The sequence below is a fragment of the Paenibacillus silviterrae genome (genome assembly GCF_030167925.1).
Lineage (GTDB): Bacteria > Bacillota > Bacilli > Paenibacillales > NBRC-103111 > Paenibacillus_G > Paenibacillus_G silviterrae.
The window spans coordinates 941,330-953,831 of the sequence record NZ_JASKUT010000001.1 but is presented as its reverse complement, the minus strand read 5'-3'; the positions used below and the strand labels follow the sequence as shown (position 1 = coordinate 953,831).

Annotated in this window: 14 protein-coding genes and 3 tRNA genes; 3 read left to right on the top strand and 14 right to left on the bottom strand. The window is 49.2% G+C overall.

The features are described from left to right. Positions 1-307: 307 nt before the first annotated feature. A complete protein-coding gene (locus tag QMO62_RS03975; protein WP_284638815.1) occupies positions 308-703 on the bottom strand; it encodes a VOC family protein in 396 nt (131 codons plus the stop codon). Positions 704-837: 134 nt separating this feature from the next. On the opposite strand from QMO62_RS03975, the gene QMO62_RS03970 reads away from it, so the two are divergent. Continuing rightward, entirely contained in the window at positions 838-1,536 is a 699-nt protein-coding gene (locus QMO62_RS03970) for a pirin family protein (protein ID WP_284638814.1), read from the top strand. A gap of 89 nt (positions 1,537-1,625) precedes the next feature. Here QMO62_RS03970 and QMO62_RS03965 read toward each other — a convergent pair whose 3' ends face one another. The 5 genes from QMO62_RS03965 to QMO62_RS03945 are packed head-to-tail and all read right to left on the bottom strand — an operon-like array spanning position 1,626 to position 3,268. Next, entirely contained in the window at positions 1,626-2,015 is a 390-nt protein-coding gene (locus QMO62_RS03965) for a spore germination protein GerPE (protein WP_284638813.1), read from the bottom strand. Continuing rightward, on the bottom strand, positions 2,012-2,200 hold the full coding sequence (locus tag QMO62_RS03960; protein ID WP_284638812.1) for a spore germination protein GerPD: 189 nt from the start codon (positions 2,198-2,200) through the stop codon (positions 2,012-2,014). Before QMO62_RS03960 ends, QMO62_RS03965 begins: the two co-directional genes overlap by 4 nt. Continuing rightward, positions 2,178-2,804, bottom strand: a complete 627-nt coding sequence (gene gerPC / locus QMO62_RS03955; protein WP_284638811.1) for a spore germination protein GerPC — start codon at positions 2,802-2,804, stop codon at positions 2,178-2,180. Before gerPC ends, QMO62_RS03960 begins: the two co-directional genes overlap by 23 nt. Positions 2,805-2,818: 14 nt before the next feature. Continuing rightward, positions 2,819-3,028, bottom strand: a complete 210-nt coding sequence (locus QMO62_RS03950) for a spore germination protein GerPB (RefSeq protein ID WP_284638810.1) — start codon at positions 3,026-3,028, stop codon at positions 2,819-2,821. A gap of 3 nt (positions 3,029-3,031) precedes the next feature. Next, entirely contained in the window at positions 3,032-3,268 is a 237-nt protein-coding gene (locus QMO62_RS03945) for a spore germination protein (protein WP_284638809.1), read from the bottom strand. Positions 3,269-3,420: 152 nt separating this feature from the next. On the opposite strand from QMO62_RS03945, the gene QMO62_RS03940 reads away from it, so the two are divergent. Then, positions 3,421-3,900 (top strand): Hsp20/alpha crystallin family protein, encoded by a 480-nt coding sequence (locus QMO62_RS03940; RefSeq protein ID WP_284638808.1) that lies wholly within the window; start codon positions 3,421-3,423, stop codon positions 3,898-3,900. A gap of 37 nt (positions 3,901-3,937) precedes the next feature. On the opposite strand, the gene QMO62_RS03935 is transcribed toward QMO62_RS03940, so the two are convergent. From QMO62_RS03935 to QMO62_RS03915, 5 genes are all read right to left on the bottom strand, one after another. Further along, complete coding sequence (locus tag QMO62_RS03935) at positions 3,938-4,156, bottom strand: spore germination protein (RefSeq protein WP_284638807.1); 219 nt, start codon at positions 4,154-4,156, stop codon at positions 3,938-3,940. Between the two features lie 151 nt (positions 4,157-4,307). Next, positions 4,308-4,393 (bottom strand) — tRNA-Leu (locus QMO62_RS03930). A gap of 9 nt (positions 4,394-4,402) precedes the next feature. Continuing rightward, positions 4,403-4,479, bottom strand: a tRNA-Ile gene (locus tag QMO62_RS03925). A gap of 8 nt (positions 4,480-4,487) precedes the next feature. Further along, positions 4,488-4,564, bottom strand: a tRNA-Met gene (locus QMO62_RS03920). 331 nt (positions 4,565-4,895) lie between these two features. Further along, a complete protein-coding gene (locus QMO62_RS03915; RefSeq protein WP_284638806.1) occupies positions 4,896-5,405 on the bottom strand; it encodes a phosphatidylglycerophosphatase A family protein in 510 nt (169 codons plus the stop codon). A 167-nt stretch (positions 5,406-5,572) separates the two neighbouring features. Between QMO62_RS03915 and QMO62_RS03910 the strand changes: the two genes are divergently transcribed. Further along, positions 5,573-6,094: a 2'-5' RNA ligase family protein gene (locus QMO62_RS03910; RefSeq protein WP_284638805.1), complete on the top strand. Its 522-nt coding sequence runs from the start codon at positions 5,573-5,575 to the stop codon at positions 6,092-6,094. Between the two features lie 76 nt (positions 6,095-6,170). On the opposite strand, the gene QMO62_RS03905 is transcribed toward QMO62_RS03910, so the two are convergent. From QMO62_RS03905 to QMO62_RS03895, 3 genes are all read right to left on the bottom strand, one after another. Continuing rightward, the gene (locus tag QMO62_RS03905; RefSeq protein ID WP_284638804.1) at positions 6,171-7,895 is read right to left on the bottom strand and encodes a hypothetical protein; all 1,725 of its coding nucleotides are present in this window, start codon (positions 7,893-7,895) and stop codon (positions 6,171-6,173) included. A 24-nt stretch (positions 7,896-7,919) separates the two neighbouring features. Further along, positions 7,920-9,152, bottom strand: a complete 1,233-nt coding sequence (locus QMO62_RS03900) for an efflux RND transporter periplasmic adaptor subunit (RefSeq protein ID WP_284638803.1) — start codon at positions 9,150-9,152, stop codon at positions 7,920-7,922. A gap of 69 nt (positions 9,153-9,221) precedes the next feature. Then, positions 9,222-12,329, bottom strand: a complete 3,108-nt coding sequence (locus QMO62_RS03895) for an efflux RND transporter permease subunit (RefSeq protein WP_284638802.1) — start codon at positions 12,327-12,329, stop codon at positions 9,222-9,224. Positions 12,330-12,502: the final 173 nt, after the last annotated feature.

Here is a 12,502-nt window from a genome sequence, read left to right as displayed (position 1 = left end):
GGTAAGTACACCTGCTTTCTATTCTTGCTATACTTCTGATTATATCACGGCTCTATGCCCATTTCCCCCCAAAAAAAGAAGACCACCGAAGTGCACTATGTACACGCAGCAGTCTATTGTTTGTCGGCGAATCCTATGCAGGGCTGACCCGTTGTTCGCAGAACGACCGCAGAGGGAAGCTCTCTAGTTTTAATTCCGTAGCTTCGGCATCCCCTTGGGAAGCTTGGGTCCCAGGTTACATAGAAGTACTTGCATTGAAAACAATTGATCCTTACATTCTTGTCGTTAGCGGCGTTTGGCTTTACGTTCATGCCCGAGTTGATTGGAAAAATTCGATCCACTCGCCATCCGGTCCATGAAAGAAAAAGTATCGACTGCCATTCGGAAGGGTCGTAATTTCCGAATCGATCAGCTTCATATCGGCAAGCGACTGAATTCGTGTCCATTCCTCTTCGATATCGTCCACCGTAAAGGCAATGTGATGCACCTTCCCCTCCTGCGGAAGCCCTTCGTTGTAGCCGTATATTAACTCCAGCTCCGTCTCGTTCGTCTCGTTAAAGCCCATAAAAGCAAGCTTAATGACGCCGTTCGTATGGTCCAGCATGCCTCTCAGCTCAAGTCCCACGACCTCCCGGTAAAATGCAACCGACTTGTCCATATCGCTAACCATAATACCGACGTGTTCGATTTTTTTGCGAGCCAATGGGGAAACCTCCTTATATCCATTCACATTTGGTATAATAATCTAGATCAGTTTATCAGTTCTTGAGGCTGGTGACAACGCTGTTCAGCAGCAACAGACTTACCATAATTCGATCCCGTTAGGAGGAAACCATCTTGATTCAAGTACACCCTGCAGACCAACGCTACAGCGCCGACCACGGCTGGCTCAAAAGTAACTTCAGCTTCTCCTTCGCCGATTACTACGATCCGAATAATACGGAATTTGGCCCGCTTCGCGTACTGAACGACGATATCGTCGCACCCCAACGAGGCTTTGGTGCTCATCCTCACCGCGAGATGGAGATCGTTTCCATCGTGCTTCGAGGAGAACTGAAGCATGAGGACAGCACAGGACATTCCGCCGTCACTACCTTCGGTGGTGTACAACGCATGACGGCCGGTACAGGAATTATCCATTCGGAGGTTAATCCCGGAGACGTCGAGGTAGCTTTCCTTCAGCTTTGGTTTACCCCGGATACACGAGGACTTGAGCCCTCTTATGAGACCACACAATATGAACCTGCTCAGCTGACGAACCGGCTTCTTCCTATCGTAGCCAAATCGGGAGGAAACGGAATCGCGTCAATCCATCAGGATTTGACACTTTATTTGTCCAAGCTGGAGGCGGGGAAAGCACTGACCTTCACACAGCCCGAAGGGAGACGTATTTATGTTCACGTGCTGGAGGGAGATCTGCAGCTTAACGATTCCACGAGCTTAAAGACAAGAGACGCAGCCCGGATTACCCAAACCCCGGAGCTGACTCTTCATTCTGCAGAAGGCGCCTTCTTCATGCTGATTGACCTGCCCTAACGGTATCTGCCCCTGGAGTGGATACAAGCCCTTTATCCGCCCTAGGGGCTTCTTCATGCAAAAAAATCCCTCCAGTTAGCTGGAAGGAGTTATATAGGGCGTTTGCCCTTAAGAAGCTGGCGAATATTTAAGACTCGCGCCTCGGCTCGAACAATATCCAACGATCCGATCTGAAGCAACGAGGAGTTCGTAACCGAGAACACCCTCACCCGATTTACTTTGATAAAAGGGTTCGTATCCCGTACTTCCATCGTTACCTCATCCTCCGGCACTACCTGCGGAATCGGGCGAGTGAAAGTCCTATAATCGCTGAACGCACCCTCTTTTCCAAAAAAGGTAGGCAGCTCCCTTTGAACCGCTAAAGCTTTGTTGACCGGGAGGAAAGCCTTCATGTCACCGACGAACAGCACTCCCGCGGAATCGACGCCGATCACTTTCACTTCATTGACTACAGAGGTCCTAGGTTTACGGTAGGTCATCGCTTCCCCGTCTCGGGAGCAAGGGGAACAAGGGGGCCGATAATTAGTGACTCCGGAGGAGTATCAAAAACGGAAGACAGCGTAATATTTTGTGCATCCCCAATCAGCAATAAGGAGGAACTGGCCACGCCGACAACTTGAATATTACCCACACTTATTTCCTTATTCTCTACCTGCAGAATCATCCGTGTCCTTCCCCTTTCCAGCCTTGTTTCGGAAATATTGTTCAATTCCTATTCGAATATCATGGACGACCTTATCCGTTACCATCTGTTCCTTGTCAGGGGGAAGCATCCCCGTTTTGTTATCCTTCATCAGCTGGGTATAAGCATCGATACGTTCCCCAATCTGACCTCGCAAATCAGCCAGCATCTGATCCTGCATATCTTCCTCAAGAGGACTGTCGTATTCCTCCGCCCTCCTCTGCAGCTCACCTGGTCCCTCCCGCTCCAAATACGATAGGACTGCGCCATGAATCCTCTGAAATCCTTCGGAAATGGCCGTATTATTCACGACTTCCTTCCCGCCCACCGTCAGATCGTCAAGCGACTTATCGGATAACCCTGAAGGCGATATTCCTACGTTTAAAGTGCCCTCCAGCTTATCTACCTTCAGTTGATCGAAGGTGTATTCGATTTTCTCAATTGTAATACCGCGCTGCTTTCGAAGAGCCTCCACTTCCTTGTCTAGCATGGTCACTTTTTGCTCCAGTTCCCGAATCCGCTCGGTTTGCCATTGCAAGTACGCCTGCAGCTGTTGAAAATATGCGTGGATATCGGCTGGTTGCATGCTTTTCCTCCGTCTTACGGTGTTACCGACGGCAGGGGAACGAGCGGTGAAGGAAACTCCTGCACCCCCGCTTCAGGAGCCGGGCCGGTAAAACCGCCTGTATTATATAGATTGGATAGCGCTCGAATCGCCCCTGTCGTACCGATTTGCAGTACGGACGAATTGTTAAGTGCGTCTACCTTTAGCTGATGAATACAGATGCTCTGATGGACCACAATCGACATGTTCTAGATCCCACCTACCTTGTTCACAGAAACGGGATTGGAATCAAAAATATCACGGTCATTCGTATTAGTATTGCTGTACCAGTTCATGACGCGCAAGTAATCCCCCGTATTGAACGAACCCGCTCCTGCGAACGTCTTGGCAGAGCTTTGCGGGGCAAGCTGAAGAGAATCGCCGATTTGAACAATCGAACTGGGACCAACACTTACAATCTTAATACTTCCTACGATAGCCGGCATAGCAAACACCCTTACATTCTATGACATCGTGTGTATGTTGTTTTATGTATATGTTTGTTGAGGTAGGAGTATGTGCTCCTTACTGAAACTGTGCCTGAGACATTCATGCTTTTCTCTTAGAGTACATATATTTATGCCGAGGAGTGATGCATATGGCGGACGGAAACAAGAGTAACGGGAATCCTTACGGAACCTTTGATTGGAAGCAATTCGAGCAATTTTTCGGAGGAAAGCTCCCCTTCGCGCCCGGCGGATCCGGCAAGGGAGAGGGGCTTGCCTGGATACAGGAATATGTTCAAGATGTTATGAAGCAGGCTTTGCCGAGTGTAAACAATGCTACCGAGCGTGTCAAGAACCATCTGCACACGGAAACCTTCGAGACGCACAACAACGTGATTGTTAAGATACACGTTCCCGACCGGGATCAAGCCCGTAAAATTCGTGTAGGCTTAAGCGTGAATGCCGTTCGTCTGACCGGTTTACCGGATAGAAAGGAGCAAACGATCCGGTTGAACCGGTTGATTTATCCCGATAGCTGCAAAGCCGTGTATCGGGACGGAATCATTCAATTGCATATGCGCAAGCATCTGGGGGATCATACTTTTCGTGACATTGATGTAAGGTTTTATTGAGAAGAAAAAACGCACGCTCCCTTACGGGAGACGTGCGTTAATTATTGCCTGCATTGTTCGAGTCAAAGGCATCCGGATCAATGGTATTGGTCATACTGAATACCGATAGAATGGTCATGAAGTCACCTGTATTTCCCCCGCCGGCACCTGAGTAACCCTTATCTGTGCTTTTGGGCGTTATTTGCAGCACATCCCCAAACGTCACTTCACCGGAAGCATCCACAAACTTGATCGGAGCCAAAATGATAGACGGCATAGGCGTCTCCTCCCTGCTCTTGCACTAATGAATTATATATATGCAGGCACCGGCCCAATTGATCACTTCTATAGAAAGTAAAATCCCGAGAAAGTAAAAAATCCTGCTCAGCGCTGCTCAAGCGAGCGCTTCACAGGATTCTCTGTGTTGATGCCGAAGACCGGGGTCGAACCGGTACGGTAGTCACCTACCGCAGGATTTTAAGTCCTGTGCGTCTGCCTATTCCGCCACTCCGGCATTTTCATGTGGTGGGCCCTGAGGGACTCGAACCCCCGACCAATCGGTTATGAGCCGACCGCTCTAACCAACTGAGCTAAGGGCCCTAATGCTTTGGTTGCGGGGGCAGGATTTGAACCTGCGGCCTTCGGGTTATGAGCCCGACGAGCTACCGGGCTGCTCCACCCCGCGTTGGTTAGCTTTCGTTCGCAAATGGCGACAAAACTAAATATACACGATTGTGGAGTCGATAGTCAAGATTTTTTTACAATAAATATCTTACACCGAATCGGCCTTTTTTGGATTTGTAAACCTGAACCTCCGCCGGACACTCATAGCCGTATATCCACCAGTCTTCCTCCATGCGCTTCGCGAGACACCCGGCTTGAAATTTGCTTTCATATAGCTTACTCCAATAAACCCAGCTCATTGTTCTTCACTCCGTATCAGAAATGGGATTAAGGTCGTTACTTAGCATAACCCAAAAAGAGCCTCCTTATTTTTAAGAGGCTCTCTCCAGTATTTAACTGCGCTCCGACTCATCCCTCTGATGATGTGCGATTCGGCTTGCAGCAGATGCTGCAATGCTGGCTACCAGGTCGTCCAGAAAGGTGTTTACCCTACTGCCTGCCTTCGTGTCCAGCTTCTTTATCATTCCGATCTTCTGTTTATCCAAATGTCCGAAGGTGGTTACGCCAATGCTTCCATAGCTGAACACAGAGCCAAGCGCTAAAGTTTCATCACAGCCAAACAAGCCTTCATCCGATTCGATGATCGATTGGATCGGCTCTGACAGTAAGCCCCTTTCCGCCAAAACATCCAGTTCGATGCCTACCAAGATGGCATGCTGCAATTCTCTCTTTTGCAATACGGCATGAACCGCATCGATACATACATCCATGGTTAATGTGGGATGATAAGGTAGCTGCATTTCGCGAACGATCCAAGCTACTTCTTCCAGAGCCACTCCGCGTTCCTGGAGCTTCCGAAGAGCAGCGTCCTTTACCTCATCGCTGTGCACTTGTCTTCTCATCAGCACCGCCCCTTAACAGAAGGTAAAAGAAATACCCTTTATTTTATTGTATGGAGTCAGTACTTGCCATGTGTATATTTTCTAGAAGCATAGCAACAATCGCCCCGACACGCTATAATGAAGTATGGGCGAATATTGCCCTGATGAGGTCGATAAGGAGGGATTGTATGTTGTACGGACTTGCCGTATTTCCATCTTCCGAAATCCAGGAATTCGCTGATCGTTACCGAAAGCGATACGATACCCATTACTCCATCATAAAGCCTCACTTGACCCTCCGGGAAAAGGAGCTCATCTCCGAGGAGCAGCTGGAGAAAGGCATTTCCTATTTGACGGAAGCGTCCAAGAAGCTGGAGCCTTTTATATTGCATTTTAATCGGTTCTCTACCTTTTATCCGGCAAACAATGTCATTTATATGGCGCTGGCGGACCCCGAGCCGATGCAGAAAGCGTATGAGGTGTTGTGCAGCGGTGTGCTTCAGGAACAGGCCAAACCGTATGCTTTTACTCCTCATCTGACGATAGCCCAAGAGCTGGGAGACGATGAACTGCACGATGTCCTGTCCAGCGTCCGTAAGCAACCTGTCGATTTCCGCTGCACGGTGAACCGCGTTGTTCTGCTGAGGCAAACCGAAAACGGCATTTGGCAATCGGTTCAAGAGTTTCCCCTTGGGGGAAGCGGCGAGTAAATTGTTATGGCAAAACCCCCGACTCCTTCATTAAGAGAGTCGGGGGTTTGTTGTATTGCTTATGAGTTTTGAAAAATTATTGCTTGTAGCTACCAATAAGGCGCTTGGATTCACCTGCAGGTGTGGTGAAGACTTCGTACATTTTAATTGTAAGCGGAATTTCCAGCTGCTCAGAGGACGAAGTAAACGAAATGTTATTTTCCCCGGATACAAGACGGCCCGGTCCAACCAATCCAACTTGCGTAGATCCGATTAAGCTTCCGTTTTTATTCAGGAGGTCAAACTGTACTTTGGAGAAGCTGTTATCCAATTGCACTTGTTCTTGACGCTTCATATCCAAGTTAAATTTAACGTGATATACATAACGGTAGTTAGTGGACTGTCCATAATTGGAACCAGCAGTCCAGAAATTCACCTTAACATCGAACGGATAGATAGTGAAAGTCTCGCCATCTCCCTGAGGCTGAAGCTTCATACCGTAAGTCGCCAACGGCGTTTTGTAAGGTGCAGCCGAGATCGTGTCGACGACTTTAAGCGCCAACCCTTCCCCTGTTTCCGAATTAGGCAAAACGTAGGAATAGTTCAACACTAAAGAAGAATTCGGCAGTACCCGCTGCGTAGTGATGCTTTGACGGTTACCGCTGTAGATGTATCCGTCAGCACTGATCAGCTCCGTTTGGAAGACAGGTACGCTGAGAGGACGATCGCTTTTGTTTGTAAGCATGAACTTGGCAGTTACATCTTTGGAACCGTCCGTATCATTCTCATTCATATGGAACTCCACTACGGATACGGCTAAATCCGGATGAATCAGCTTGCTTAACGTATCGAAATTCATGGGTTTGCCGAATTCGTATGCTGTGTATGCCTCTCCCGCTTGCTCTGTAGGAAGCAGAATATTGAGACGTCCTACCGTATAGTTGACGGGAGCAGGCTTGCCGTCCGGACCAACCTGTACAAAGGATTCCGGTGTTAACAAATTCAGGCTGGCAAGCATGGTGTCCTGATCAGTAGGAATGGCGTAGTGAATGTATTTCTCTTCCCCTGCCTCAAGGTACAATTCTCCTTGTTCTACACGGTTACCGGAGAAAACCTTGGAATCCGTTTTCCCCTCGAGCAGGAATGCAGGAATGGCTTCACGTTTGTCCGTTGCATTCGAGACAAGCAGCTGTACAACATAGACGGTCCCTTTGTCTGTTGATTCCTTATTAATGTTCATAGGCTTGTACGTAAGCGGCGACGTTACGGACGGGATGGCAAAGGAATCGGACCATTTCTTAACCGCTGCAGGATCTGTAATCGGCGTATCGCTCCCCGACCATGGCTTGGATTCTACCGGCACAGCCAGCAGTACCGTTTCCGCCTTAGGATACACATAGTAATCCACATCCGTCCAGTTCACTTCCGTGAGCGTCACTTCGTCGGTACGGTCGATCACAGCCATGTAGCTGAGCTCCGAGGTTGCTTTTGGCTGAATGGACTTGGCATTTGCCGCGCTGGATTGAAGCGTGTATTCTACGCCGTCGCCCGTTTTAACGCGGAGCTCATATTCCGGTACGCGATGAATTTTCGCGCTATTGTTCTTCATTCGAACGACAACGCCCAGACGGTTTCCATCGGCTACCTTTTCACTCAACACGCTCTTCACTTCAACATCCAGCAGATCCGTGAGTTTATAGGAAACGGCAGACGGTGCAGTGATGGCGGACGGAGCGTCCGCCGCCAAAGCGGAAGCCCCCGTAGTCATAAGCGCGGCTGTAATCACAACAGATGTAAAGGACTTCTTCCAGTTTTTCGTCACGAGCTTTCTCCTCCTGATGGTTCTTTATTTAGCTAGCTGAACTTTTTCTTTATCTTTAATTTGATGTTGGCCGGAGACTATCAGCTGCTCGCCTTCCTTCACGCCGGAGAGCACCTCCTGAATCGTTTCGTTCAACCGGCCAAGCTCAACCTTGCGTTTTTCCGCTACATCTCCGTTCAAGACGAAGACAAAGGTGTCTCCTCCTTCACGGACGACACTAAGCGTAGGCACGGTTATGACGTTTTGATCATTCTCTTCTGTCAAAAGCACCTGAACCTTCATGCCTGGCTTCAGCTTCCGGTCCGCGTTCGGTATTTCCAGCTCCAGAGTATACGATTTGGTCTGGGTGCTCATCACATCGGCCAAATAGCTTACCTTCCCTTTGAGCTTCTCGGTAGTTCCAGGAACGTAGAATTGCAGCTCCTCCTTGCCGCGGACCAGCTTGGCCGAATCCTCGGTCAGCTCAGCCTTGATCTTGATCGGGTCTAGCTGCTGCACTTGCCCCGCACGGTAGCCCGCAGGCAGGGTCATTCCCACTTCGATGGGCAGCTCGGTAATGACACCGCTGACCGTCGCCTTCACTTCCATGTTGCCCAAGGTTCTTTCCAGCTCACGAAGGGATACGTTGGACGACTCTACGGATTGCTCCATCTGGGCTAAAGAATTCGTTTTTTCCAAGGTAGCCAGCTTGCTCTTGGAGCTTTCAAGGTCCATTTTGAGGTTCGTTACGCGGGTCTCCAGCTGCTCTAATTGAAACTTAGTAATCAACCCAAGATCATAATCGTTACGCCCTTTGTTATAGTCCTTCTCGGCATCTCGCAGCGCCTGCTCCGTCTTGGCAATGCCGTTCCTTAATTCCTGCTTTCCATTGGCAAGATCCTCACGTGCTTTGGCCATTTGCTGATTCGCAGAACGAAGCCCGATTTCGATTTTTTCCTTGTTGATCAGTACATCTGTAGTGTCTAATCGAAAAATCACATCGCCCTTCTCGACCGAATCCCCGCGTTTCTTGAGAATTTCAACAACATCGCCGCCTACCTTCGCAGGCACATCCAGTTGAATGGACGAGACGACATCCGCTACCTGCTCGAGCGGATCGCCGATTCGTTTTTTCTCAATTTTCGCTACCTTCACTTGCTTCAGCGTTACCTCAGCCGCGTTGGCAGGCTTGGCTTCCGGCGCCGGATTGGCGGAGCAGCCTGTGATGAGAGCCGCGCCAATGACGACGGCCCCCACCACTTTACTGCTTTGTTTCATTGATTTTGCAATGGCATTATTCATTTTGCCGATTCTCCTTTTCCCTTGACAGTCAGTGTCTCTATCTACTTATTGCGAAACGGTGGCAACCTTCGCTTCCACAGCGATCTTCTCTTTCCCCTTAAAGATGCGGGCAACCCGCTGATTAAAGTTCGTAATCATCAGATATGCTACCGGCACAATAACAAGCGTGAGCAGGGTCGAGGTCGTCAAACCGCCGATAACAACTACTGCCAGACCCTTGGAAATGAGCGTCCCTTTAGACAGCCCTAACCCCAGAGGAAGCAACGCAATGATCGTCGCCCCCGCCGTCATAATGATCGGACGAAGACGGGTTACCCCTGCCTCTATTAGCGCCTCGAACACTTCGAGTCCTTCTTCGCGAAGCTGCTGAACGCGGTCAACAAGCACAATGGCATTCGTAACTACGATACCTATGAGCATCAGGAAGCCGATCAAGGATGTAATGTTAACCGACTCGTTAGTAATCAAAAGCCCGAACAAACCGCCGATTGCTGCAAGCGGCAACGAGAACAAGATGGCGAAAGGCGCGCTGCCGTTTCCGAACGCAAGAACCATGACAAGGTATACGATGAAGATCGAAGCTCCCATGGCCAAAAACATTTCGTTAAAGCTCTTTTGGATGTCGTCCGTAACCCCTTTGACCTCTGTGCGAACTCCCGACGGAAGCTCAAGCGTCTTGAGCGCTTCCTGTACTTTAACGCTGACCCCGCCCTTATCGATGTTATCGATCTTCGCCGTTAAGCGCACATACTGCTCCTGCATCTCACGGGTAATCGCTACGGGCGCGGCAATTTGATTTACTTTAGCAACTTCGTTTAATTTGATCGTATGGCCCGTAGGTGTCTTAATATAGAATTGGCTTACCTTATCAATGGAATCTTTAAAGCTCGAATCTAGCATAACCTTGGTTTCATATGTAATATTATCGAATTTCAGGTCTCCAAGCTTCTCTTCTGCGAGCCAAGAGCTCACCGCCGACATGACCTGGGCTGAAGAAAGACCGTAAAGTCGCGCCTTATTTTGATCGACGCTGATCTCAACCTCGGTTTTGGATTCACTCAGGGAATCCTTAATATCCTGAAGCTCAGGGAATTCCTTCAGCTTCGCTTTGACCAGCTCGGCACCCTGCTTCAGTGTGTTCAAGTCATCTCCCTTCAGGTAGTAGGAGAAGTCGGCTCCCGCCCCCGGAGGACCGCCCGCACTAAGCACAGCACCATCAACCTCGGAACCGCTCGGCAGCAAATAAGCCATTTTTTCCTTATAGTCTTTAAATACCGCTTTGGCATCTGAAGCTGGAGAAGCGGCAGCAAAGAACATGGTCCGGTAAGCGACGCGATCCGTACTATTGTTATAGCCGATGAGCGATTCCACATAGTCGAATACAGGAGCGCCTGTCGCGTCTTTGCCCTCCGCCATCATCGCTTCAATTTCTTTTACCTTCTCATTCATCGCTTCAATCGTTGTTTCCCGAGGCATCTTCAGTGTAAACTGCATCATTTTATCCGAAGAGCTCTCCGGCATAAAGGAGGTAGCCAAGAACGGCACCGTGCCTCCAACCGAAACGACCAGCAGAAGCAAAGCGGCCATTGCCGTTTTCTTGCGATTATTCAAAGACCAAATAAGCATTTTCTTATAGCCGTTCGCCAGCTTGCCTTTGCCTTCCTCATGCGTACCGAGATTTTTGCTTCGAAGCACCATAATTTTAGCAAGCATAGGAATGACTGTTACTGCAACGATCAGGGAAGAAAGCAATGCAACGGCCAACGTAATCGCAAAAGGCCTGAAGATTTCGCCGAGCACACCGCTAACGAATGCAATGGGACCGAACACTCCGACAGTTGTGATGGTCGAGGAGGTAATAGCGGACGCCACCTGCGCCGTTGCCAGCTTGATGACCGATTCCCCGCGCTCCTGCGCCTTTTGCAGCTGGCTATAAATGTTCTCGATAACAACGATACTGTCATCCACGACCCGGCCGACTGCGATCGCCATACCGCCTAAGGTCATGATGTTTAAAGATATTCCAAGCGGCGCCATAATCAGCAGCGTTACGAGCATCGACAATGGAATCGAGACTAAAACGATAAAGGTCATACGAACATTTCTTAAAAAGAGCAAAATCATAACGGAAGCAAGTATGGCGCCGAGAACGCCTTCCTTCACCATTCCGTTGATCGATTCTTGAATATCCTTGGCAGAATTATAAATCGTATGGAATGTTATGTTCGGGTATGTAGTCTTCCATTCAGCCATGAGCCGGTCGGCTTCCGCACCGAATTCTACCGCATTGGCATTTTTTGTCTTAAACAAATGAACGCCAATCGCAGGCTTTCCGTTCAAGCGGGAGAAAAATTCCGCTTCCCTGATCGCTTCAACCTTAGCCAGCTGCTTCAGCAGCACCGTGTCCCCTGTGTTCGTAGTAATTTTCATATTCTCAAGGTTATACACGGTATTTAGATCGCCCTTCACGCGAACCATCTGTTTGTTCCCGCTGAAATCAACCGATCCTACGGGGCTTTGAGCAAGGGAAGCTTGGATTCGCTGCGATACATCGGCTGGCGTCATGCCGTAGTTGTTGATGGCGTTCGCATTCAGCTTCAGCGTAAGCACGGCTTCCTGGTTCCCGATCGAGTCAACATGGTCAATGCCCTTCATCGAGTTGAAGCCCGGCAAAATGACGTCCTTGTAAATCTTATCAAGCTCTTCCTGCGTCATTCCGTTGTTAGCATACACGGACAAATAGTACACCGGCTCCGACGCAAAGCCCATGGTTTGCACCTTTGGCTTTTCCGAGCCTTGAGGAAGCTTGACGTTGGCGACTAAACTCTCAACGTCCTTCTTTACATCCTCAGGGTCCTCGCCGTTCTCGAGCTCGATCACTATGGATGAGAAGTTATCGCTTGAGGTAGATGTTAAATTTTTCATCCCCGGCAGTCCCGTCAGGGATTTCTCAAGCGGCTTCGTTACATCCTCCAGCACGTCCTTAGGCGGTGCGGTGTACTGGGTATTTACGACAACGACAGGGAAGGAAATGTCGGGAAAGCTCTCGACCTTTAGCGTAGTGGTGGCGTACAACCCTCCCCCAAACAGCAACAGCACGATGATGACAACGGCTGTGATGTTTTTTAATGAAAACTCGGTTAATTTGTTCATCTCTCTACTCCTCCATAAGAAAACCTCTATCGAAGCCATGCAACGACGAGAATTTCTTGCTCGTTATACGGCTGCCGACATCTTAGACGACGGATCCACTTATACCCCTTCAAAAATACTGAAAGTTTATTGACCCTTGAATAGTATACTGGGATTTTCCGGTCCTGTAAGGT

Coding starts and splice junctions, on each gene's coding strand:
- QMO62_RS03965 (WP_284638813.1), bottom strand. CDS start 2,015: ATGACCTACCGTAAACCTAGGACCTCTGTAGTCAATGAAGTGAAAGTG.
- QMO62_RS03960 (WP_284638812.1), bottom strand. CDS start 2,200: ATGATTCTGCAGGTAGAGAATAAGGAAATAAGTGTGGGTAATATTCAA.
- gerPC (WP_284638811.1), bottom strand. CDS start 2,804: ATGCAACCAGCCGATATCCACGCATATTTTCAACAGCTGCAGGCGTAC.
- QMO62_RS03950 (WP_284638810.1), bottom strand. CDS start 3,028: ATGTCGATTGTGGTCCATCAGAGCATCTGTATTCATCAGCTAAAGGTA.
- QMO62_RS03945 (WP_284638809.1), bottom strand. CDS start 3,268: ATGCCGGCTATCGTAGGAAGTATTAAGATTGTAAGTGTTGGTCCCAGT.
- QMO62_RS03940 (WP_284638808.1), top strand. CDS start 3,421: ATGGCGGACGGAAACAAGAGTAACGGGAATCCTTACGGAACCTTTGAT.
- QMO62_RS03935 (WP_284638807.1), bottom strand. CDS start 4,156: ATGCCGTCTATCATTTTGGCTCCGATCAAGTTTGTGGATGCTTCCGGT.
- QMO62_RS03915 (WP_284638806.1), bottom strand. CDS start 5,405: ATGAGAAGACAAGTGCACAGCGATGAGGTAAAGGACGCTGCTCTTCGG.
- QMO62_RS03910 (WP_284638805.1), top strand. CDS start 5,573: ATGTTGTACGGACTTGCCGTATTTCCATCTTCCGAAATCCAGGAATTC.
- QMO62_RS03900 (WP_284638803.1), bottom strand. CDS start 9,152: ATGAAACAAAGCAGTAAAGTGGTGGGGGCCGTCGTCATTGGCGCGGCT.
- QMO62_RS03895 (WP_284638802.1), bottom strand. CDS start 12,329: ATGAACAAATTAACCGAGTTTTCATTAAAAAACATCACAGCCGTTGTC.